The organism is Streptomyces puniciscabiei (assembly GCF_006715785.1).
In the GTDB taxonomy this organism is placed as follows: domain Bacteria; phylum Actinomycetota; class Actinomycetes; order Streptomycetales; family Streptomycetaceae; genus Streptomyces; species Streptomyces puniciscabiei.
This window is the reverse complement of record NZ_VFNX01000001.1, coordinates 5,084,558-5,105,083: the sequence shown is the minus strand read 5'-3', so window position 1 is coordinate 5,105,083 and position 20,526 is coordinate 5,084,558. Positions and strand designations below refer to the sequence as shown.

Annotated in this window: 23 protein-coding genes; 18 read left to right on the top strand and 5 right to left on the bottom strand. The window is 71.8% G+C overall.

What is annotated here, in order from left to right:
• Window positions 1-195 precede the first annotated feature (195 nt).
• Both FB563_RS23630 and FB563_RS23625 read left to right on the top strand, forming a co-directional pair.
• Window positions 196-393, top strand: coding sequence for an SCO2195 family GlnR-regulated protein (locus FB563_RS23630; RefSeq protein WP_053653973.1), 198 nt, complete (start codon window positions 196-198; stop codon window positions 391-393).
• Between the two features lie 65 nt (window positions 394-458).
• Complete coding sequence (locus tag FB563_RS23625) at window positions 459-1,148, top strand: DUF4191 domain-containing protein (RefSeq protein WP_055710455.1); 690 nt, start codon at window positions 459-461, stop codon at window positions 1,146-1,148.
• Between the two features lie 19 nt (window positions 1,149-1,167).
• Here FB563_RS23625 and FB563_RS23620 read toward each other — a convergent pair whose 3' ends face one another.
• Together FB563_RS23620 and FB563_RS23615 are read right to left on the bottom strand one after the other, a co-directional pair.
• The gene (locus tag FB563_RS23620) at window positions 1,168-1,668 is read right to left on the bottom strand and encodes a flavin reductase family protein (RefSeq protein ID WP_055710454.1); all 501 of its coding nucleotides are present in this window, start codon (window positions 1,666-1,668) and stop codon (window positions 1,168-1,170) included.
• A gap of 265 nt (window positions 1,669-1,933) precedes the next feature.
• Complete coding sequence (locus FB563_RS23615) at window positions 1,934-2,401, bottom strand: RDD family protein (RefSeq protein WP_079049030.1); 468 nt, start codon at window positions 2,399-2,401, stop codon at window positions 1,934-1,936.
• Window positions 2,402-2,611: 210 nt separating this feature from the next.
• Here FB563_RS23615 and glnA point away from each other — a divergent pair, with 210 nt between their 5' ends.
• From glnA to pspAB, 4 genes are all read left to right on the top strand, one after another.
• Window positions 2,612-4,021, top strand: a complete 1,410-nt coding sequence (gene glnA / locus FB563_RS23610) for a type I glutamate--ammonia ligase (protein WP_055709235.1) — start codon at window positions 2,612-2,614, stop codon at window positions 4,019-4,021.
• A gap of 160 nt (window positions 4,022-4,181) precedes the next feature.
• The gene (locus FB563_RS23605; protein ID WP_055709234.1) at window positions 4,182-4,436 is read left to right on the top strand and encodes an SCO2583/SCO2584 N-terminal domain-containing protein; all 255 of its coding nucleotides are present in this window, start codon (window positions 4,182-4,184) and stop codon (window positions 4,434-4,436) included.
• 162 nt (window positions 4,437-4,598) lie between these two features.
• On the top strand, window positions 4,599-5,519 hold the full coding sequence (gene htpX / locus FB563_RS23600) for a zinc metalloprotease HtpX (protein ID WP_055709233.1): 921 nt from the start codon (window positions 4,599-4,601) through the stop codon (window positions 5,517-5,519).
• 3 nt (window positions 5,520-5,522) lie between these two features.
• Window positions 5,523-6,107, top strand: a complete 585-nt coding sequence (pspAB, locus tag FB563_RS23595; protein ID WP_055709232.1) for a PspA-associated protein PspAB — start codon at window positions 5,523-5,525, stop codon at window positions 6,105-6,107.
• Between the two features lie 19 nt (window positions 6,108-6,126).
• On the opposite strand, the gene FB563_RS23590 is transcribed toward pspAB, so the two are convergent.
• Window positions 6,127-6,405 carry a hypothetical protein gene (locus FB563_RS23590; RefSeq protein ID WP_055709231.1) on the bottom strand — a complete coding sequence of 93 codons (279 nt, stop codon included), beginning with the start codon at window positions 6,403-6,405 and terminating at the stop codon, window positions 6,127-6,129.
• 138 nt (window positions 6,406-6,543) lie between these two features.
• On the opposite strand from FB563_RS23590, the gene FB563_RS23585 reads away from it, so the two are divergent.
• Window positions 6,544-8,193, top strand: a complete 1,650-nt coding sequence (locus FB563_RS23585; protein WP_055709230.1) for an alpha/beta fold hydrolase — start codon at window positions 6,544-6,546, stop codon at window positions 8,191-8,193.
• A 72-nt stretch (window positions 8,194-8,265) separates the two neighbouring features.
• On the opposite strand, the gene FB563_RS23580 is transcribed toward FB563_RS23585, so the two are convergent.
• A complete protein-coding gene (locus FB563_RS23580; RefSeq protein WP_055709241.1) occupies window positions 8,266-8,580 on the bottom strand; it encodes a hypothetical protein in 315 nt (104 codons plus the stop codon).
• A gap of 261 nt (window positions 8,581-8,841) precedes the next feature.
• Between FB563_RS23580 and FB563_RS23575 the strand changes: the two genes are divergently transcribed.
• The 5 genes from FB563_RS23575 to FB563_RS23555 all read left to right on the top strand — a co-directional run bounded on the left by FB563_RS23575 (window position 8,842) and on the right by FB563_RS23555 (window position 12,126).
• Window positions 8,842-9,204, top strand: coding sequence for a winged helix-turn-helix transcriptional regulator (locus FB563_RS23575; protein WP_055709229.1), 363 nt, complete (start codon window positions 8,842-8,844; stop codon window positions 9,202-9,204).
• Window positions 9,205-9,296: 92 nt separating this feature from the next.
• Entirely contained in the window at window positions 9,297-9,872 is a 576-nt protein-coding gene (locus FB563_RS23570; protein WP_055709228.1) for a carboxymuconolactone decarboxylase family protein, read from the top strand.
• Window positions 9,865-10,836 (top strand): PhzF family phenazine biosynthesis protein, encoded by a 972-nt coding sequence (locus FB563_RS23565; protein WP_079049029.1) that lies wholly within the window; start codon window positions 9,865-9,867, stop codon window positions 10,834-10,836. The genes FB563_RS23570 and FB563_RS23565 overlap by 8 nt, the downstream gene beginning before the upstream one ends.
• A gap of 25 nt (window positions 10,837-10,861) precedes the next feature.
• On the top strand, window positions 10,862-11,230 hold the full coding sequence (locus FB563_RS23560; RefSeq protein WP_055709227.1) for an arsenate reductase family protein: 369 nt from the start codon (window positions 10,862-10,864) through the stop codon (window positions 11,228-11,230).
• Window positions 11,231-11,349: 119 nt separating this feature from the next.
• Window positions 11,350-12,126 carry an RlpA-like double-psi beta-barrel domain-containing protein gene (locus FB563_RS23555; protein ID WP_055709226.1) on the top strand — a complete coding sequence of 259 codons (777 nt, stop codon included), beginning with the start codon at window positions 11,350-11,352 and terminating at the stop codon, window positions 12,124-12,126.
• A gap of 3 nt (window positions 12,127-12,129) precedes the next feature.
• Here FB563_RS23555 and FB563_RS23550 read toward each other — a convergent pair whose 3' ends face one another.
• Window positions 12,130-12,987, bottom strand: a complete 858-nt coding sequence (locus FB563_RS23550) for an alpha/beta fold hydrolase (RefSeq protein ID WP_055709225.1) — start codon at window positions 12,985-12,987, stop codon at window positions 12,130-12,132.
• Between the two features lie 56 nt (window positions 12,988-13,043).
• Between FB563_RS23550 and FB563_RS23545 the strand changes: the two genes are divergently transcribed.
• The 6 genes from FB563_RS23545 (at window position 13,044) to FB563_RS23520 (ending at window position 20,483) form a co-directional block, all read left to right on the top strand.
• Entirely contained in the window at window positions 13,044-13,550 is a 507-nt protein-coding gene (locus tag FB563_RS23545) for a MarR family winged helix-turn-helix transcriptional regulator (protein WP_063797142.1), read from the top strand.
• A 138-nt stretch (window positions 13,551-13,688) separates the two neighbouring features.
• Window positions 13,689-14,720, top strand: coding sequence for a glutamine synthetase (glnII, locus tag FB563_RS23540; RefSeq protein ID WP_055709224.1), 1,032 nt, complete (start codon window positions 13,689-13,691; stop codon window positions 14,718-14,720).
• Between the two features lie 103 nt (window positions 14,721-14,823).
• Entirely contained in the window at window positions 14,824-16,638 is a 1,815-nt protein-coding gene (locus FB563_RS23535) for a hypothetical protein (protein WP_055709223.1), read from the top strand.
• Window positions 16,639-17,056: 418 nt separating this feature from the next.
• Window positions 17,057-17,626, top strand: a complete 570-nt coding sequence (locus FB563_RS23530; protein WP_055709222.1) for a winged helix-turn-helix domain-containing protein — start codon at window positions 17,057-17,059, stop codon at window positions 17,624-17,626.
• A 69-nt stretch (window positions 17,627-17,695) separates the two neighbouring features.
• Window positions 17,696-18,727: an NAD-dependent epimerase/dehydratase family protein gene (locus tag FB563_RS23525; RefSeq protein WP_199832977.1), complete on the top strand. Its 1,032-nt coding sequence runs from the start codon at window positions 17,696-17,698 to the stop codon at window positions 18,725-18,727.
• 136 nt (window positions 18,728-18,863) lie between these two features.
• Window positions 18,864-20,483, top strand: a complete 1,620-nt coding sequence (locus FB563_RS23520) for a DUF1996 domain-containing protein (protein ID WP_055709221.1) — start codon at window positions 18,864-18,866, stop codon at window positions 20,481-20,483.
• Window positions 20,484-20,526: the final 43 nt, after the last annotated feature.

Here is a 20,526-nt window from a genome sequence, read left to right as displayed (position 1 = left end):
GCCAGTAATGGCCGAGACGACGCGGTCCTGACCGTCCTCGCTGATGAGGGCGGGCGTCAGGGCCGCGTCGGCGTTTCTGTGCTCTGTATCAAGGCTTCATTGGCGTTTGACCGGTCGGACACGCCCTGGTAACACCAATCAGTGACTCTGGTATCACGCCTCGTACACCACCCGCTCCGAGGGGGGACCTCGATCATGCAGGCCGCGCCCGTACGCGCCACCGCCATCCCGTCCTTCACCGATGCTCTCCGCGCCGTCGAGTCCCTGCTCATGAGCGGCGGTCAGCGCACCGCCCGGCGCAACGCCTGGACCTCCGTGCTGGAGGACCGCCGGCGCGCCAAGGACCGGGTCGAGGCGCAGCGCGTCCTGGAGCAGGCCGCCGGCCGCTCCTGAGCCCACCAGCCGGACACCGGGCACTGCCGTCGTCCGCACTCCCGGGGCCACGTAGACTTCGTGACATGGCGAGGAAGGAACCCGCGGCGGACGCCGCGAACGCAGGGCGACTGAAGCAGATCGCTCTCACCTACAAGATGACCCGCAAGGTCGACAAGAAGATCGGTCTTGTGCTCGGGGCCGTCGGCATCGGCACCCTCGCTGTCTTCCTGGTGATCGGCTTCTTGCTCGGCCACCCGATCTACCTGGGCATCTTCGGCCTGCTGATCGGCCTGCTGGCGACGGCGATCGTGTTCGGCCGCCGGGCCGAGCGCGCCGCCTTCGGCCAGATGGAGGGCCAGCCGGGCGCCGCGGCCGCCGTGCTGGACAACATCGGCCGAGGCTGGACGACCACCCCGGCGGTGGCGATGAACCGCAGCCAGGACGTGGTGCACCGGGCGGTCGGCAAGGCCGGCATCGTACTGGTCGCCGAGGGCAACCCGAACCGGGTGAAGAGCCTGCTCGCCGCCGAGAAGAAGAAGATGAACCGGATCGTCGCGGACGTACCGGTGCACGACGTGATCGTCGGCAACGGCGAGGGCCAGGTCGAGCTGAAGAAGCTGCGCACGACCATGCTGAAGTTCCCGCGCGTGCTCACCGGCCCCCAGGTGACGGCCACCAACGACCGGCTGCGGGCCATGGGCGACCTGATGAGCAACATGCCGCTGCCGAAGGGGCCCATGCCCAAGGGCATGCGGATGCCGAAGGGCCGCTGAGCCCCGTGGTACCGGCCCGTCAGTTCAGGCGCCGGAACTCCCGCTCGCAGTAGACCATCGGCGAACCCTCGCCCAGCCGTACCCCCGTTACCCGGCCGACCAGGATCGTGTGATCCCCGGCCGGGTAACGCGCGTATGCGGCACAGTCCAGCTGCACGGGCGCCTGCCGCACCGTCGGCAGTCCGGACGGGCCCGGCTGCAGCAGGGCGTCGGAGAACTTGTCCGCGCCCTTGGTGGCGAACAGCAGGGCCAGCGGCTGGTGCTCCGGGGCCAGCACGCTCACCGCGAAGTGCTCGCACCGCGCGAAGACCGCCGCGGAGTCGGCGGCGTCCGAGAGACACACCAGGACCAGCGGTGGCTCCAGGGAGACGGAACAGAAGGAGCTCGCCGTGAAGCCGCGCGGGGTGCCGTCCTCGCAGCGGGCGGTCACCACCACCACGCCCGAGGGAAAACGGGCCATGGCGTCCCGGAAGTCCTCCGGCGCCACCTCGGCCGCCAGCACATCCTGAGCATCGGTCATACCGCGACGATGCCGCCGGTGGTGTGACCGGGCAACCGGATGGGGGGCATCCGGGCCATTGCCGGGATCGGTCGGATATCGCGGGGAGCGGTCGGATACCGCCGGGAACGGTCGGATATCGCGGGGAGCGGTCGGATACCGCCGGGAACGGTCGGATACCGCCGGGAACGGTCGGATACCGCCGGGAACGGTCGGATATCGCGGGGAGCGGTCAGATATCGCCGGGATCGTCGGATACGGAACGGTCAGTTACGGAGCGGAGCGGTCAGATACGGACCTCTACGGTCCTCGCGAGCCGGTCGTGCAGGCCGCGGCCGTCCCGGTCCCAGATCAGCGCCGGGATCGCGAGGAAGAGCAGCACCGTGCGCAGGAAGGCACGCAGCGGGTTCACCCGGCCCGTGTCCAGGGCGACCACCCGGAGCCCGAAGAGCCGCTTGCCCGGGGTGAAGCCGACCGTGCCGAGGGTGAGCACCATCAGCACGAACAGGATGATCGGCGCCCAGACCTGGGCCGCGCTGTGGTAGCTGTCGGCGATCAGACCGTATGCGATCAAGAGGCAGAGCCCCCAGTCCACCGCCAGCGCACCGAGCCGCCGGCCGGGCCGGGCGATGGAGTCCGGTCCCTCCTCGGGGAGGCCGAGCTGCTCGCCCCGGTAGCCGAAGTCCGCACCGGCCTCTTCCATGGCCGCGCGGGGCCCGGAGAGCCACGATCCGAGTGCTTGCCTGTTGTCCACCCGTCCACGGTACTGCGCCCGGATTCGGGCCCTGCGCCGAGGGGTGCGCCGGGGCTACGGTGGAGAGGTGGCCGGTTAACTTCTGCGAAACAAATGGGTCACGCCCGAGAAATCACCCGTCCCTAGGGTCATGACCAGCGTGTGCCACCGCACTGGCCGCACGAACGATCTACCACCCCGGCGAGGACGGTCGGGAGTAGGAGGAGCTGGATGTTCCAGAACGCCGACGAGGCCAAGAAGTTCATCGCGGACGAGGACGTCAAGTTCGTCGACGTCCGCTTCTGCGACCTGCCGGGCGTCATGCAGCACTTCACGGTGCCCGTCGAGGCGTTCGACCCGGACGAGGAGCTCGCCTTCGACGGATCGTCGATCCGCGGTTTCCAGGCGATCCACGAGTCCGACATGGCGCTGCGCGCGGACCTGTCGACCGCCCGGGTCGACCCCTTCCGCCGCGACAAGACGCTCAACATCAACTTCTTCATCCACGACCCGATCACGGGCGAGCAGTACTCCCGTGACCCGCGCAACGTGGCGAAGAAGGCCGAGGCCTACCTCGCCTCGACCGGTATCGCGGACACCGCGTACTTCGGTCCCGAGGCCGAGTTCTACGTCTTCGACAGCGTGCGTTTCGCCACCTCGGCGAACGAGAGCTTCTACCACATCGACTCCGAGGCAGGCGCCTGGAACACCGGCGCCCTCGAGGACAACCGTGGTTACAAGGTCCGCTACAAGGGCGGCTACTTCCCGGTCCCGCCGGTCGACCACTTCGCCGACCTGCGCGCCGAGATCTCCCTGGAGCTGGAGAAGGCCGGCCTGAAGGTCGAGCGCCAGCACCACGAGGTGGGCACCGCCGGCCAGGCGGAGATCAACTACAAGTTCAACACGCTGCTCGCGGCTGCCGACGACCTGCAGCTGTTCAAGTACATCGTGAAGAACGTTGCCTGGCGCAACGGCAAGACCGCGACCTTCATGCCGAAGCCGATCTTCGGTGACAACGGCTCGGGCATGCACGTGCACCAGTCGCTGTGGAGCAACGGCGACCCGCTGTTCTACGACGAGGCCGGTTACGCGGGCCTGTCGGACACCGCCCGCTACTACATCGGCGGCATCCTCAAGCACGCCCCGTCGCTGCTGGCCTTCACCAACCCGACGGTGAACTCGTACCACCGTCTGGTGCCGGGCTTCGAGGCGCCGATCAACCTCGTGTACTCGCAGCGCAACCGCTCCGCGGCCATGCGTATCCCGATCACCGGCTCCAACCCGAAGGCCAAGCGCGTCGAGTTCCGCGCGCCGGACTCCTCCGGCAACCCGTACCTGGCCTTCTCCGCCCTGCTGCTGGCGGGTCTGGACGGCATCAAGAACAAGATCGAGCCGGCCGAGCCGATCGACAAGGACCTGTACGAGCTGGCTCCGGAGGAGCACGCGAACGTCGCCCAGGTCCCGACCTCCCTGCCGGCCGTCCTCGACTCGCTCGAGGCCGACCACGAGTTCCTCCTCCAGGGCGACGTGTTCACGCCGGACCTGATCGAGACGTGGATCGACTTCAAGCGCACCAACGAGATCGCGCCGCTGCAGCTGCGTCCGCACCCGCACGAGTTCGAGCTCTACTTCGACGTGTGACAGACACCACCCGCAAGGCCCCTCGGTTCGCGCCGGGGGGCCTTCGGCGTGTTTCAGCCCGTGTGCACCGGTGCGAGGGAACTTTTTCCCGCTTCCCGGACTTCCTACTTCCGGGGGATCATCCCTCCTGACCCTGCCGGACGAGAGAGGTTGAACGGGGATGACGGAACAGGACGACTGGGAGCGGGAGTTCGATCACCGCTGGGCGAATTCCTCCGAGCACAAGGAGCCCTCGGCCCGGGCCCGGATGCTGGCCGCGCGCTGGAGGGAGAACCCGCCGGACCCGGCGCCCTTCCGCGCCGACCCGGATCCGGTGCCGCGCCGGTCGTCGTGGGCGTCGACGGCCGTGGTCTTCGGCTGTGTGATCGTGGTCATGGTGCTGATCGGGCTGGTGCAGTTCGGCTCGTCGTACTAGGACGTGTCGTACCCGGCGCACGGGGACCGGGGACGCTCAGCGGCAGCCGGCCGACTCACAGGTACGTTTTGCCCCTCCTAGGGCCGATCGGGACCTGTTCATGGGGGTCGGCTGGTGCACACTGGACAGCGGGACGAGTGCCTGACTGCGGGGTGATGCAAGATGCAGAGCCGCTTCCGGAGCGACCGACGGCTGACCGTGCGCATGGGTCTGACAATGTTCCTGCTCGGTCTGCTGTACGTGGGCTTCGTGGCCGCGCTGATCGCGCTGCTGAGGTCCTGGGTGCTGGTCGTCGTGGTGGTCGGGGCGATGTTCGTGGCACAGTTCTGGTTCTCCGACCGGATCGCCATGTTCGCGATGCACGGCCGGGTCGTGGAGCGGGAGGAGTACCCCGAGCTGCACGCGGTGGTCGACCGGCTGTGCGGACTCGCGGACATGCCCAAACCGGTCGTCGCGGTGTCCCAGATGGACATGCCCAACGCGTTCGCGACCGGCCGCAACCCCGACCACGCCGTGGTCTGCGTGACCACGGGGCTGCTACGGCGGCTGGAGCCGGCCGAGCTGGAGGGCGTGCTGGCGCACGAGCTGTCGCACGTGGCGCACAAGGACGTCGCCGTGATCACGATCGCGTCCTTCCTCGGTGTGCTGGCGGGCCTGATCGTGCGGTTCGCCTTCTACTCGCAGCTCTTCGGCGGGGGCCGCCGGGACCAGAACACCGCCGCCGTCTTCGCCGCGATCATGGGCGTCTCCGCCGCGGTGTACGCGATCAGCTTCCTGCTGATCCGGGCCCTGTCCCGGTACCGGGAGCTGGCGGCCGACCGCGCGGCCGCGCATCTCACGGGCCGCCCGTCGGCTCTCGCCTCGGCGCTGACCAAGGTATCCGGGGACATCGCCCGGATCCCGACCAAGGACCTGCGCACCGCGCAGGCCTTCAACGCCTTCTACTTCACCCCGGCGACCGGGAAGGAACCGGGCATCGAGCGGTTCTTCTCCACGCACCCGTCCCTGGAGCAGCGGCTGGAGCAGCTGGGCCGGATCTCGGCGGAGCTGGGTGAGGCCGCCACTCCCGGGAAGGCGGGCTGAGCGTTGGGGCTGCTGGACATCCTGCTGGGCCGTACCAAACCGGTCGTGCCCGATCTCGACCAGCTCTTCGCGCTGCCCTCGGCGGCCGTGACCCTCCAGGCCGCGGCCGGTTTCACACCGACCGGGACCGGCGCGGTGTGCTTCGCCACGGTGGAGGGCGCGGCCTTCGAGCAGACCCACCGGGAGGTGCAGGCGCTGCTCGACGCGGACACCGACCGCTCCGGTCCACCGGTGGAGCTGCGCCGGGACGACTACGGCTACTCCTGGCTGGTGTCCGCGCGCAGCCCCGAGCAGTTGCCGGAGCTGGTCAACGACCTGCACGCGGTGAACAGCGCGATGGAGGTCAACGGCTTCGGCCCGCAGCTGCTGTGCTCGCTGGCCGCCTTCACGGACGACGGCGGCCGCAGGCTGGGGCTGGTCTACCTCTACAAGCGGGGCACCTTCTATCCCTTCGCTCCCCTGCCCGGCGCCGCCGAGCGGCGGGACAACGCGCTGGAGCTCCAGGTGAAGGCGACGCTCGCGAACGATCTGCGGATCGAGCAGGACCTCGGCCGCTGGTTCCCGGTGTGGGGCGCCCCCGGCCTGTGACCGGGGACGCCCCGCATCCTCACCTGCTCTTCTCGCGCTCCTGCCGGCGCGCCTCGAAGGGCCGCTCACGGCGGTAGCGGCGCTCCCACTTCGCCTGCCGGTCCCGGCGGTCACGGTAGGCGCGGTAGCTGTCCGGCAGGGGCGGGGTGCCCGCGCCGGCGGGTGGTGGCGTGCCGGGTGAGCCACGTCCGTGCGTCGCGTACAGATACAGCAGCGCGACGGCGGCGAGCCACCACAGATGGTTTCCGATTCCGAGGATCACCAGGACGACGGTCCCGGTAGCGACGATGCCACGCATGACGGACCTCCTCCGTGAGGTGTGGGTGGCTGGGGTGGAGTGTGTCGGCTTCGTGCCGTTTGTTCAGCGTAGGGAGGCGGTGGCGGCGGCCGCATCCCGTTTTCCGCCCGGCGGGGCCCGGCGTGAGTGAATGACTCCATGAGCGAACTCACCGCATTCAGCCACGACTTCGGCGGCGAACGCCTGCACGGCCTGACCGTCGGCCCACCGGGCCGGGCCACGGCCGTCCTGCTGCACGGCGCGGGCAACGGCAGCAAGCAGCGCCTCCTGCCCCTGCTGACGGAGTTCGCCGGGACCGGCTGCCACGCCCTGGCGTTCGACTTCTCGGGCCACGGCGAGAGCACGGGATCCCTCGCGGAGCTGAGCCTGCGCCGGCGGTTCGAGCAGGCGGTGGCGGTGCTCGACGCCCACGCCCCGGCGGACGATCCGCTGGTCCTGGTCGGCTTCAGCATGAGCGCCCAGACGGTCGCCGATCTCGTACGGCACTACGGCCCGAGGGTGGCGGCCATCGGCCTGTGCTCCCCGGCCGTCTACGCCTCCGAGGCCTGGGCGGTGCGGTTCGAGAACCGCCAGGGCCTGTTCAGCGAGATCGTCCGCACCCCGGACAGTTGGCGGACCTCGACCGCCCTGGAGGCGTTGCGCGGCTACGAGGGCCGCGCGGTGCTGGCGGTCCCGGGCACCGACGCGGTCATCCCGCCGGCCGTGACCGAGGCCGTCCAGGACGCGCTGTCCGCCCGCGCCCAGTACACCCGCCTCGAACTCCCCGAGGCGGAGCACCGGTTGGGGCTCTGGTTCCGGGATCAAGCCGAGGACCGGCGGGAGTTCGTGACGGCTCTGGTGAGCGGCCTGGACGGGGAGCGGGGCTGGGCGGCGACCCGGGCGTGGGTGGCCAAGCAGCTGCCCGCCGGCCGTACGGTCGTGGACGCCCGGCCACTCGAGGGCGGATGGTCGTCCCAGATGCGGGGGCTCGTCCTCGACGACGGGGCCGAGCTGGTGCTGCGCAGCTTTGTGAAGCCCTTCTTCCGCCGGCATGCGCCCGGGCTGTTGACACGGGAGGCGGCGATCCTCGGGCTGCTCGCCACCGAGGAGGGCATTCCGGCCCCGGCTCTGGTCGCGGTGGACGCGACGGCCGAGCACTGCGACCACCCGTCCCTGCTGATGACCAGGCTGCCCGGCCGGGTGCTGGTGGACGACGAGGGCGAGCGGGGCGGTCCGGCTCTGGACCGGCGGCTCGATCTGCTGGCGGCCCAACTGGTCAGGATCCACGCGGTGGCTCCGCCGGAGCGGCCCCGCACCTACCAGGCGTGGGCCTCACCGGAGAGCGTGCGCACTCCGGCCGGGGACCTGTGGGACCGGGCCGTCGACGCGATCCGCCGGGACCCGCCGCCGTACCCGGGCCGCTTCCTGCACCGGGACTACCACCCGGGCAACGTCCTCTTCGCGGGCACGGGCGAGGACGTGCGGATCAGCGGGGTCGTGGACTGGGTGGAGACCTCCTGGGGGCCGGCCGACCTGGACGTGGCCCACTGCTCCACCGCACTGGCCCTGCTGCACGGTCCCGAGCAGGGCCTGTCCTTCCGGGAGCGGTACGAGCGGCGGGGCGGCCACGGCCTGGCGGGCGGCCGGGACCATCTGTACTGGCGGCTGCTGGACGCCCTCGGGTACGCGCCCGACGCGGAGAAACTGGCCGTGCCGTGGCGCGCCCTGGGCCGTACGGACCTGACCCCCGGGGTGCTGGGCGCGCGCCTGGAGGCCTATGTGCGGGGGCTGCTGGAGCGCTACGGCTGAGCGGCACCGCACGCCCTCCGTCGCCGGGCGCCGCCGAGGAGACGCGGAGGCGCCCGGCACCGGTCCCGGGTGTCAGCGGCTGTAGCGCATGAACGCCCGGACCATCCGGCAGGTGGTGTCGGAGGGCGGGCGCATGCCGATCTCCTCCGCCTTGCTGCGGATCCTGTCGTCGCCGGCCTGGGCCGGGAGGTAGATGCCCGAGTCGAGCAGGGCTATGGCGAGGCGCATGGCCTTCAGGCGGCGGTTGTGGGTGACGTACCACTCGCGCGGCCGTCCGGCCGGCAGCGGCCGCTTCACCACGGGCTCGTAGGGCGAGTCGAACAGCACGGGATGCTTGGCGGTGGACTGGGTGGGCGACGGCTTCGGCTTCAGGGCGGCAGCGGGCACGGGCATCCTCCTGTCGCGGTCAGGGCACCGGCCGGACAGTCCGGCGATGCCCTCGAACACTGCTTCCAGTCTACTGCCCGGCACTGACAACGGGCCGACCGACGAGCTGGGTAAGTGCCCAGCTCAGAAGAGAAATTGGCGTCACGTCACACCAGTTCGCCGAGTGATGGGTGAGACGGCGTCAATTCGAACAAGGCGCCGCGCGGCGGCCGATGCTACTGTTTCGGAAACAGAAGCATCGGACAGATTGCGCGGACTGCCATGACGACACCCAGGCCCGGCCGGCCGGTCCGGGGCTCGGCCACCGGCCGCCCCCTGATGGCGGCGCTCGACCTGTTCGGGCGGCGCTGGAGCCTGCGCGTCCTGTGGGAACTCCATGAGGGACCCACCGGTTTCCGTGCCCTGCAGCAGCGGTGCGACGACATGTCCTCCAGCGTGCTGCGCCAGCGGCTCCGCGAACTGGCCGAGGCGGGGCTCGTGACCCAGCGGGACGGCACCGAGTACAGCCTCACACCGCTCGGCACGGAGGCGTACACCGCCCTACGGCCGCTCGTCCGCTGGTCGAGCCGTTGGGCGGAGGCCCTCGCCGAGGACACCGAGCGGGATCCGGGCGCCGGCGACTGACCCCGACCAGCCGTACCCACTTCGCCCCGACCCCTTGCGCTTCTGAAATCGAAGCACCAGGATGATTCGGAAATCGAAGCAGGAGGTGTCGCGTGCCACGCATCGAACCGCTCAGCCCTCCGTACCCCGCCCCGATCGACCGGGCGCTGCGCCGCTGGATGCCGCCCGGCGTCGCAGAGGAACCGATCACCCTGTTCCGAGTGCTGCACCGCAACCCCGAACTCGCCTCGCGGATGTTCGCCCTGGGCGCCGGACTGCTGGGCCATGGCCTGCTGCCCGCCCTCGACCGGGAGATCGTCATCGCCCGGGTCACCGCGCGGGCCGGCTGCGCCTACGAGTGGGGCGTACACGCCGCCGCCTTCGCCGGCCGGGCCGGACTCGGCCCCGAGCAGCTCCGGGCGACCACCGAGCCGGACCCCATGGCCGGTGCCGCGTGGCCGCCGCACCACCGGGCCCTGCTCGACGCCGTCGACGAGCTGCATGACACGGCCCACCTCTCGGCCGCCGCCTGGGAGGCCCTGCGCGCCCACTACGACGACGCCCAGCTGCTGGAGTTCCTCGTCCTGGCGGGCTGGTACCGGACCATCAGCCAGGTCGCCAACTCCCTGCTGCTGGAGGCGGAGACCTGGGCCACCGGGTTCCCGGCCGGAGCGCGCCCGCATGCCTGACGACACCACGGCCGACGACACCACGGCCCACGACACCACGGCCCACGACGACACGTCCGGCGACAGCCCGCTCACCGCGACGATCGTGCACGCGTGCGTGCGGGACGGCATGGGCGGCAGTCCCACCGCGGTGCTGCCGGACACCGGCCTGGACGGAGTCGCCCGGCGGGCCGTTCCCGGCCTGGCGGGCACGTCCCACGCGGTCTTCGTCGGCACGGGGGACGCCGGTGCCGAAGGCCCCGAGGTGACCCTGCGCTTCTTCACCGCCACCGGGGAACTGCCGGCCTGCGGCCACGGCACGGTCGCCGCGCTGGCGTACCTGGCCGAGCGCGCCGGCGGCCGGGAGCACCGGACCGCCCTGCGCACCCGGGAACGTGCCTTCACCGGCCGGACCGTACGCGCGAACGGCCGGCTCCGGGCGGAGTTCGCCCTGGGCCCCGTCGACCTGCGCGCACCGGGACCGGGGGAGGCGGAGCCCGTCCTCGACGCCCTGGGTCCCGCCGCGTGGGCGCCGTCCGCCCTCGTCCGGGTGGCCTCGGTGGGCCGGCCACGGCTGCTCGTCCCGGTGGCCACGCGGGCCCGCCTCGCCGCACTGGCACCGGACTTCGGCCGACTGCGCGCAGCCTGCGACCGCAGCGGCCTGCTGGGCTGCTGTGTGTACACGGAGCCGACGGACGAGGGGCGTCTCGCGGCCCGGATGTTCGCGCCGTCGATCGGCGTACCGGAGGACATCGCGAACGCCAACAGCACCGGCTGCCTCGCCGCCCATCTCGCCGGCCGGGGCCTGACCGGCGTCACCGCCGACCTGGGGGACGCCCTCGGCTCCCCGTCCACCGTCACCGCCGCGGCGGGGCCGCCCTCCCGGAACCCGGCCGTACGGCGGGTGCGCGTGGGCGGCGCCGCGATCGTGGCGGGCACGGTCCGGCTCCCGCTGCGCCGAGGGCCCGGCGTCACCGGGCGGTAGCGGGGCTTCCCGTACCGTGTGCGCCATGGAAATCTGGATCAATCCCGCCTGCTCCAAGTGCCGCAGCGCCGTCAGCCTGCTCGACGCCGAGGGGGCCGAGTACACCGTCCGCCGCTACCTGGAGGACGTGCCGAGCGAGGACGAGATCAGGGCCGTGCTGGAGCGGCTGAACCTGGAGCCGTGGGACATCACCCGGACCGGCGAGGCCGTCGCCAAGGAGCTGGGGCTGAAGGACTGGCCGCGGGACGACGGCTCCCGGGACCGGTGGATCGCCGCGCTCTCCGAGCACCCCAAGCTCATCCAGCGCCCGATCATCACCGCCGACGACGGAACGGCCCTTGTGGCCCGCTCGGAGGACGCGGTACGCGAGGCCCTGGACCACAGCAAGAGCTGAGCGATACTCAACTCCCCTGTGATGCAGGACACTTCACCGACCTCCCCAACCGCTGAGTAACCTCGTTCGGTATCTCGTACATAGCGGCGTACGCTCCCCTACCTCTCCAGGAGGCGCGCATGTCGCGTAGGCGCACCCTCAGTACGAAGAAGAAGCTCGCGGTGCTCGTCAGCGCCGCGGCGGTGGCGGGCGGCGGGGCCTTCGCACTGGCCACGACGTCCAACGCGGCCCAGCCCGCGCAGGGCGCGAAGACCCTGTCGGCCGCGGACAACTCGACCGTCTGCCAGGGGCTCGCCACGGCCCACGGCAACAACGACCGGTTCATCGCGGACCAGAAGGCGCACCCGGACGCGCAGTCGGCGGCCCGGATCGCCAACCGCGAGGCGGTCATCAAACAGATCGAGGTCCAGCAGAAGGCGGCCGGGTGCACGGTTGGGGAGTCGGCTCAGGGCTCCCAGACCGGGCAGCAGGCGCAGACCGGACAGCAGGGCGCGGGTCAGCAGGCCGGACAGCAGGGAGCCGGTCAGCAGGCCGGACAGCAGGGAGCCGGTCAGCAGGCCGGGCAGCAGGGTGCCGGCCAGCAGACCGCGCAGCCCTCGCAGTCCGCCGCCGCGGGGAACGCCGGCGGTGGTGCGGCCGCGGCCTCCGGTCAGCAGGTCTGCAACGGCTCCACGGTCACGCTCTCCGGTGAGGGCGGCGCCCCGGCCGCCTCCAGCAACCAGTTCCCGGCCGGGACCACGCTGAAGGTCACCAACCTGGACAACAACAAGTCCACGACGGTGAAGGTGACCTCGGTCTCCGGCAGCTGTGTGCTGCTCAACAACGCGGCCTTCGAACAGGTCCGGGAGCCCGGCAAGTTCCTCATCCGCCACGCCCGCATCGAGAAGGTGGGGTGAGGCTCAGGGACCGGACAGGAAATCGGTGAGGCGGCGGGCCAGGGTTGCGGGTGCCCCCTGCGGCAGCGCGTGATGCGAGACGTCCGGCAGTACGGCCGTCTCCACGTGCGACAGCAGCGCCTCCGCACCGGCAGCCACCTCGCGGGCGTCATGGGTCCTGCTGTTCGCGGCCACGAGCAGCAGGACCCGGACGTCCAGGGTCCGCAGCGCGTCCGGCGCGGGGCGCGGGCCGGTCACCGGCTTCGCGGCCGGGAAGCCTGCGGCCGCCTCCTGGAGGGCGAGCCAGTCGGGGTCCAGGGGTGCTCCCCCGGTCTCCCACTCCAGGAAGGCGCGGACCCGGCGGGGCGCGGGCCGCAGCAGCATCGGCAGGGCGCGGCAGAGATACGCCGCCTTGTACCCGGCGAAACACTGGGTCGGGTCCAGGAGGAACAGGCGGCGTGTCCGGGCGGGGGTGCGCAGGGCGTGATGCAGGGCGATCCAGCCGCCGTACGAGTGCCCGCCCAGGTCGGTCCGGGCGGCGCCCAGGCCGTCCAGGACCGCGTCCAGCCAGAGCATCAGGTCGGCGACCGCACGGGGGTGGCGGTCGCCGGCCGGGACGCTCAGCCCTGGGGCGCCGATCACGTCGACCGCGTGCACCCGGCGCTCCCGGGCCAGCTCCGCGACCTGGGCGTACCAGGAGACGGAGGTCTCTCCACCACCGCCCGGCAGCAGGACCAGCGGCGGCGCGTCCCGAGGGCCGCAGCTGTTGACGCGGGTGTCGCCGAAGGGCGTCGCGACCGTCAGCGCCTCCCGCTCGGCCGGCCACTTGGCCAGGACCTTTTCGTAGGCAACCCGGAAGGCCTCACTGTCGTGTCCCGGCACGCCACCACCCCCTATTATCTCGCTGACCAAGATATCCGCTGAACGAGATAATAGCCATGGAGGCCCGCGTGCAGCCCGAGATGGAGATCGTCCACCTCCTGCGTGCCGTCGCCGTCGAACTCGGCCTGCACAGCGCACGGTTCGCGCAGGCGAACGGCATGCACCCCACGGACGTACGCGCGCTGATCGCGCTCATGGACGCACGGCGGGCCGGCGAGGAGCTGACCGCCGGGCGGCTCGGGGCCGTGCTCGGGCTCAACTCGGCGGGGACCACGGCCCTGCTCGACCGGCTGGAGCGGGCCGGTCATGTGCGGCGGGTGCGCGGTACGAGCGATCGGCGGAAGGTCGTCGTAGAGGTGACGGAGCACGCCATGCACCTCGGACAGGCCTCCTTCGGGCCGCTGATCGAGCACTCCGTGCGGCTGCTGCACGGCTACGACGGCCATCAGCAGGCGGCGATCCGGGACTTCCTCGACGGGGTCCGGCAGGCCGCGGCGGAGGGCACTCATACCCCGCCCGGCGAGACCTCACAACGTGAGCCGGGACACAGAACGACCAGGTAACACGGGGTTCACACAAGAGCAATGGCCGGGAAATCGCCCGTTGACAGGCTGCGCGGCAGATCGACGCGGTGCCCCGGTGCCGTAGCGCCGCAGCACCCGCACCGAGTGCGCCCGACCACCCCCGAAGGAAGTGGCCCCGTGACCTTCAAGGCTGAGTACATCTGGATCGACGGCACCGCGCCGACGGCCAAGCTCCGTTCCAAGACGAAGATCATCACGGGCGCCCCGGCCGGTCTCGACGCACTGCCCATCTGGGGCTTCGACGGCTCCTCCACCAACCAGGCCGAGGGCCACTCCTCGGACCGTGTGCTCAAGCCGGTCTTCACCTGCCCCGACCCGATCCGCGGTGGCGACGACGTCCTGGTGCTGTGCGAGGTCCTCGACATCGACATGACCCCGCACTCGTCCAACACGCGCGCCGCGCTGGCCGAGGTCGCAGAGAAGTTCGCCGCGCAGGAGCCGATCTTCGGCATCGAGCAGGAGTACACCTTCTTCGACGGCTCCCGTCCGCTGGGCTTCCCCGAGGGCGGCTTCCCGGCCCCGCAGGGCGGCTACTACTGCGGTGTCGGCGCCGACGAGATCTTCGGCCGCGAGATCGTCGAGGCCCACCTGGAGAACTGCCTGAAGGCCGGTCTCGGCATCTCCGGCATCAACGCCGAGGTCATGCCCGGCCAGTGGGAGTTCCAGGTCGGCCCGCTGTCCCCGCTGGAGGTCTCCGACCAGCTGTGGGTGGCCCGCTGGCTGCTGTACCGCACCGCCGAGGACTTCGGCATCTCCGCGACCCTCGACCCCAAGCCGGTCAAGGGCGACTGGAACGGCGCGGGCGCGCACACCAACTTCTCCACCAAGGCCATGCGCGAGGGCTACGACGCGATCATCACCGCGTGCGAGTCGCTCGGCGAGGGCTCCAAGCCGCTGGACCACGTCAAGAACTACGGCGCCGGCATCGACGAGCGCCTGACGGGTCTGCACGAGACCGCTCCGTGGGACAAGTTCTCCTACGGCGTCTCCGACCGCGGCGCCTCGGTCCGTATCCCGTGGCAGGTCGAGAAGGACGGCAAGGGCTACATCGAGGACCGCCGCCCGAACGCCAACGTCGACCCGTACGTGGTGACCCGCCTGCTGGTGGACACCTGCTGCTCCGCGCTGGAGAAGGCCGGCCAGGTCTGATCCACGCCGTAAGGCTCCCCGGGGGCGCTCACCGCAAGGTGGGCGCCCCCTTCGCGCGCCGCCGGACCGCCGCGTTGTCAGTGGTGCGTGCCATCGTGGGGCCATGGAGATCGACTGGGGGAAGCTCACCCACGCGTACGGGCCCGCCGACGACGTCCCCGGACTGCTGAGCGCGATGGAGTCCGAGGACGCGGCCGTACGCGAGGATGCCTCGCACGAGCTGTTCTCCGCGCTGTGCCACCAGGGCAGCATCTACGACGCCTCGGCCGCCGCCGTCCCCCACCTCGCCCGGCTGGCCCTCGACGGGCCCGGCCACCGGCGGGAGCTGCTCTGGCTGATCGCCTCCGTCGCGGACGGCTCCGGGAGCCCCGCCGAACGCGCCGCCGCGCGGCGGGCCGTGGCCGAGGCACTCCCGCCCCTGCTGCACCTCGCGCACGTCACCGACCCCGAGATCCGGGACGCCATGGTGCTGCTGATCGCGGCCCTCGGCCATCCGTACGCCCTGCCGCTGCTCCCCCTGCTGCGGGCCCGGCTCGCCGAGGAGCCCGACCCCCGGGTGCGCGAGCACGTGGTGACCGCGCTCGGGTTGCTGGACGCGGGCGACGGCGGCTGGCGGCACGGCCTGCTGACCGACCCCGAGCCCCGGATACGGCTCGCCGCCGCCGAGGACCTGCTGCGCACCGCGGAAGTGCCCCTGCCCGGCGAGCTGGTGGACGTCTGCGCCCGGGCCCACGCCGCCGACCCGCACGACCGGGAGAGCGGCTGCTGGCCGGATCCCTACCGCCCGTTCACCGACCGGCTCCTGGAGGACGACCCGGAGGCGGCACTGCGGGCCCTCACCCAGGGTGTGCCGCTCGCCCACGACATCGTCGAGCGGTGGCGGGACCGCGAGGCGGACGTTCTGCCGTGGGTCCTGGCGGAACCGGTCGCTGCGGCCTGGGAGTTGTACCGGCTGGCCCGGCTGACGTGCGCGCTGCCCAAGGAGTCGCGCGGGCGGGTGCGGGAACGCGCGCTGCCGCTCCTGGACTCCGCGGACCCTCAGGTGCGGGCGGCGGCGCTCACGGTACTGGCCCGTGCCGGTGCGGCCGAGGCGGTGCCCGAGGCCGTACGGCTGGTCGAGGAGGCGCCCGGCCTGGACGGCACCGTCCGTGCCGTCACCGCCGTGGCCGAGGAGTCCGGGGCGGCGGCGCTGCCGGTGGCGCGGGCCGTGGCCGGGCGGCTGGAGGCGGTCTCGCCGCGGCTGGCCGGAGTGCTGGCGCGGTATCCGGAGGTGGCCGCGGAGGCCGTGGCCGAGCTCGCCTCGCTGCTGCCGGCCCACGCCGGCACGTACGCCGCGGTCCACGTGCTGGCCGGACTCACCGCGGCCGCCGGTGGTGCCGGCGCCGAGGCGCTGCGGGCGGCGGCGACCGGAGGTGCCGGCTCCTCGGTGTCGACGGCCGCCGCGCTGGCGTACCACCGGGTGACCGGCGATCCGGAGCCCGCGCTCGCCCTCCTCGGCCGCGAACCGGCCGACGCGGGCCCGGAGTGGGTGGACCTCGCCGGTGAACTCGGCCCCGCTGCCGCGCCGTTGCTGCCGCTCGTGGAGCAACGGATGGCAAGGAGACGTACGGCCGGCGGCCGGGGCCGGGCGGCGCTGGCCCTGTGGCGCATCACCGGCCGCACCGAGGACAAGGTGGACCCACTCGCCCGGTGGCTCGTCGGACAGGACTCCTGGTCCGGCCTCGGCCTTCCCCCGGCCCTGCCCGCACTGACCGTGATCGGCCTGCTCCCCCGGTTCGCCGTGGAGCCGCTGCGCGAAGTCGCCGAGTCCGGGCGGCGGGTCCGCTCCGACCTGTTCGTCGAGGGCGGCCCCCATCCGGACTACGTCCTGCGGTCCGCCGTACGGGAGCTGCTGTGCTCCGCGACGGTGCTCGGCTGAACACCGCCCGTCCGGATGCCGAGACGGCATTCCGGACACGTCGACGGGCCGGAAGCCGCTGATCAGGGCTTGGTACGCGCCGGCGACACACCTGCCACGTCAACTTCGCACCAAGGAAGCGTCCAAGCTGTGAGAGGCGGCTCCTCTCCGGCGCCCGTGTCTGCTTCAATGGGCCCATGGCCAGCTTCCAGAAGTACCACGCGACGGGTCGCCATGACCTCGAGCCCTTCTGGCCTTCCCGTCAGCACCACGACTTCGACCGGGTGTGTTGCCGCGCGGTGAACGCGCGGGCCCTCTAAAGCCGTAACCCCCGGCCTTCGGCCAGCGCGAAACGACGTACGTCCTCCGGCGCGCCCGACCACGAATCGCGGCCGTCGTTCCCACCGACGAACCTCTCGCGCGAAAGAGCTGACCTCTCATGGCGACCACTCGTTCTCTCTCCTCCGCCTCCACCCTGACCGCCCCCGCCCGGCACCGGCTGCGCGCCGTCGACCGGGACGAGGTGGTCGACGTCGCGGACTTCCTGCCGCCGGGCGCCACCTGGCTGCCCGCGCCGCAGCACACCCTGCCGACCCTCCCCGGACAGCCCCCGATGGTCGGCTACCTGGTGCTGGTCCCGGCCGACCAGCACCCGCCGTTCCTGCCGGTCGCGGTGCCCGACCAGCCTCAGCCGCCGGCCCCGGACCCGCGCGCCGAGCCGCTGGTCCGGATCGACCCGGTGCAGCGCACCGCCAGCGTCGACGGCCGTGAACTCGACCTCACCTATCTGGAGTTCGAGCTGCTGGCGCACCTGGTGGCCCATCCGCACCGGGTGCACACCCGCGACCAGCTGGTCACCACGGTGTGGGGCTACGGCCACGTCGGGGACGGCCGCACCGTCGACGTCCACATCGCCCGGCTGCGCCGCAAGCTGGGCGCCGAGCACCGCCAGTCGATCCAGACGGTGCGCCGGGTCGGCTACAAGTACACCCCGCCGACCAGCCGCTGACCCTCCACCGGCTCTGCCCTCGGCTAAGTCCCGTGCCGCCGGGCGCCCGGAGCGGGCACGCTCACCGGTATGAGACTTCTGGTGCTGGGCGGTACGGAATTCGTGGGGCGAGCCGTCGCGGAGGCGGCGCCGGGACGCGGCTGGGAGGTGACCGTCTTCCACCGGGGACGGCACCAACCACCCCCCGGGGTGCGGTCGTTGCACGGCGACCGCACCGCCCCGGACGGCCTCGCCGCGCTCGCCGCCGACACCGGCTCCTGGGACGCCGTGATCGACACCTGGTCGGCCGAGCCGCGTGCCGTGCTCGCGGCGGCACGGCTGCTGCGGGGCCGTGCCGGGCGGTACGTCTACGTCTCCAGCCGGTCGGTGTACACCTGGCCGTGGCCCAGCCTGGGCGGGGCCGGCGAGAAGGGTGCGGTGGTCGAGGGCGCCGCCGCCGACGCCGGACCGACGGACTACGCGCGCGACAAGCGGGGCGGCGAGCTGGCCGCCGTCGAGGTGTTCGGCGCGGCGGAGTCGCTGCTGGCACGGGCCGGGCTGATCCTCGGGCCGTACGAGAACGTGGGCCGGCTGCCCTGGTGGCTCACCCGGATCGCCCGCGGCGGCCCGGTCCTGGCGCCGGGACCACGCGACCTGCCGCTGCAGTACATCGACGCCCGCGACCTGGCCGACTGGCTCCTCGGGGCGGTCGAGCAGCGGCTGAGCGGGCCGTACGACCTGGTCAGCCCGTCCGGGCACACCACCATGGGCGAACTGCTCCAGGAGTGCGTCCGGGCCACCGGCGCCGATGCCGAGCTGCGCTGGACCGACCCGCGGGTCGTCCTCGACGCCGGTGTCGCACCGTGGACCCAGCTGCCGGTGTGGACGCCGCCGGGCACGGACCTGCACGACGCGGCCCACCGGGGGGACGTGTCCCGGGCGCTGGCCACGGGTCTGCGCTGCCGGCCGGTCCGGGAGACCGTCGCGGACACCTGGCAGTGGCTGACCGACATCGGTGGTACGGCACCGCGGCGGCCGGACCGGCCGCCGCTGGGGCTCGACCCGGAGACCGAGGCCAAGGTGCTGGCCGGGGCGGAGGCCCATCAGGACCACGACCGCTGACCTGCCAACTCCGGTGTTCCTGCGAGGAATTTGTGAGACCGGTGAACACCTCTGGGGCGGCGTCCGTATGGAAGGGCGCCGCTTCACTCCTGTCGGGCGCCTCGATGCTGCCCCGCAAGGAAGTCAGAGGAGTTCCATGGGACGCAACACACGAAAACGCCGTACGCCGCTGGCCACCAAGGCCATAGCCGCATCGGCGGCCCTAGCGCTCGGTGGGGGCGGGCTGATCTGGGCGAACTTCTATGCCTCTGCGCATGAGTCGAACAACCAGTCGTGGGGAGGCAACCAGACGAAAGCCGCGACGGCGCAGGTCGCGACGATCTCCTGCCCGGACGTCGGCCAGAAGCTGACGAACGTGCCGAACGCGGCCCGCCAGGGCGTGGCGACCGAGCTGGCCAACCTCGACCGGCAGATCACCGAGGCCTACAACCGGCTCGCGTCCACGCGCAACGCGCAGGCCAAGGATCCGAGCTTCGTGCAGAACGCGATCGTCGGCCCCCTCAAGGACAAGCGGGCGGCGACGATCGACCGGATCCGGATCGACGTCCAGCGCGTCGGCGGCAGCTTCAACAACGCCCTGTCGCAGCTCGCCGCCTGTACGACGCAGACCGCGAATCAGACCACCGCCGGGGGGAACAGCGGTGGCCAGCAGCAGAACAACGGCGGCCAGCAACAGGGCGGCCAACAGCAGGGCGGCCAGCAGCAAGGCGGCCAGCAACAGGGCGGCCAACAGCAGGGCGGCCAGCAGCAAGGCGGCCAGCAGCAAGGCGGCCAGCAGCAAGGCGGCCAGCAGCAGGGCGGCCAGCAGCAGGGCAACAACGGCGGGCAGGCCGGTGACGGCCCGGCCGCGGCGGACTTCGTGGACATCACCAAGGTCGCGCCGAACGTCCAGTCCAAGCCGAACAAGACGCCCAACGCCTCGACGGGCACCTTCACCACCCGCTGCGGTGTGAACGCGAACCAGAACCACAACAGTGACAACGTGATCGTCGCGCCCGGGGTGACCAACGGTGCCCACCACGTGCACGACTACGTGGGCAACCAGAAGGTCAACGCGTTCTCCAGCAACCAGACGTTCCTGCAGGGCGGCACCAGCTGCCAGAACCGCAACGACCTGTCGGCGTACTACTGGCCGGTCATCCGCGAGCAGGACGGCACCCAGGAGAAGGACGCGGGCGCGGACGGCGGTGGCAAGGACCTCAACGTCGGCAAGATCCTGGTCGCCCAGCAGGCCCAGATCAAGTACGTGGGCAGCCCGGCGAGCAAGGTCGTCGCGATGCCGCAGTTCCTGCGGATCATCACCGGTGACGCCAAGGCCTTCGTCAACGGTCCCGCCAACGCCAACGCGCACTGGAGCTGCACCGGCTTCGAGAACCGGGTGCAGCTGACCGACAAGTACCCGATCTGCCCGCAGGGCAGCAACGTGGTGCGCTCGTTCGCCTTCCAGAGCTGCTGGGACGGCCAGAACATCGACAGCGCCAACCATCGCACGCACGTGGCCTTCGCCGACCCCGCGAGCGGTGTCTGCCCGAACGGCTTCAAGGCGATCCCGCAGCTGACGATGCGCCTGGTCTACAACGTGCCGCAGCCCGTCATCCAGGCGGACGGCACGGTGAAGAACGCCTACGCGGTGGACGGCTTCCCGGAGGAGCTGCACAAGCCGATCACGGACCACGACGACTTCATCAGCGTCACGACCGGCGGCCTGGCGAACCGGATCGCCAACTGCATCAACAGCGGCCGGAACTGCGCATGACCGCCTGACGCGGGCCACGCGACGAGGCCGGTGACGGACCCCC

Excerpts from the sequence above, each read along its gene's own strand:
- FB563_RS23545 (WP_063797142.1), top strand. The coding sequence starts at position 13,044 with ATGGAGGCCCGCGTGCAGCCCGAGATGGAGATCGTCCACCTCCTGCGT.
- FB563_RS23605 (WP_055709234.1), top strand. The coding sequence starts at position 4,182 with ATGACGGAACAGGACGACTGGGAGCGGGAGTTCGATCACCGCTGGGCG.
- FB563_RS23520 (WP_055709221.1), top strand. The coding sequence starts at position 18,864 with ATGGGACGCAACACACGAAAACGCCGTACGCCGCTGGCCACCAAGGCC.
- FB563_RS23560 (WP_055709227.1), top strand. The coding sequence starts at position 10,862 with ATGGAAATCTGGATCAATCCCGCCTGCTCCAAGTGCCGCAGCGCCGTC.
- FB563_RS23625 (WP_055710455.1), top strand. The coding sequence starts at position 459 with ATGGCGAGGAAGGAACCCGCGGCGGACGCCGCGAACGCAGGGCGACTG.
- FB563_RS23590 (WP_055709231.1), bottom strand. The coding sequence starts at position 6,405 with ATGCGTGGCATCGTCGCTACCGGGACCGTCGTCCTGGTGATCCTCGGA.
- FB563_RS23575 (WP_055709229.1), top strand. The coding sequence starts at position 8,842 with ATGACGACACCCAGGCCCGGCCGGCCGGTCCGGGGCTCGGCCACCGGC.
- FB563_RS23565 (WP_079049029.1), top strand. The coding sequence starts at position 9,865 with ATGCCTGACGACACCACGGCCGACGACACCACGGCCCACGACACCACG.
- FB563_RS23525 (WP_199832977.1), top strand. The coding sequence starts at position 17,696 with ATGAGACTTCTGGTGCTGGGCGGTACGGAATTCGTGGGGCGAGCCGTC.
- FB563_RS23585 (WP_055709230.1), top strand. The coding sequence starts at position 6,544 with ATGAGCGAACTCACCGCATTCAGCCACGACTTCGGCGGCGAACGCCTG.
- FB563_RS23620 (WP_055710454.1), bottom strand. The coding sequence starts at position 1,668 with ATGACCGATGCTCAGGATGTGCTGGCGGCCGAGGTGGCGCCGGAGGAC.
- htpX (WP_055709233.1), top strand. The coding sequence starts at position 4,599 with ATGCAGAGCCGCTTCCGGAGCGACCGACGGCTGACCGTGCGCATGGGT.
- FB563_RS23535 (WP_055709223.1), top strand. The coding sequence starts at position 14,824 with ATGGAGATCGACTGGGGGAAGCTCACCCACGCGTACGGGCCCGCCGAC.
- FB563_RS23530 (WP_055709222.1), top strand. The coding sequence starts at position 17,057 with ATGGCGACCACTCGTTCTCTCTCCTCCGCCTCCACCCTGACCGCCCCC.
- glnA (WP_055709235.1), top strand. The coding sequence starts at position 2,612 with ATGTTCCAGAACGCCGACGAGGCCAAGAAGTTCATCGCGGACGAGGAC.
- FB563_RS23555 (WP_055709226.1), top strand. The coding sequence starts at position 11,350 with ATGTCGCGTAGGCGCACCCTCAGTACGAAGAAGAAGCTCGCGGTGCTC.
- FB563_RS23630 (WP_053653973.1), top strand. The coding sequence starts at position 196 with ATGCAGGCCGCGCCCGTACGCGCCACCGCCATCCCGTCCTTCACCGAT.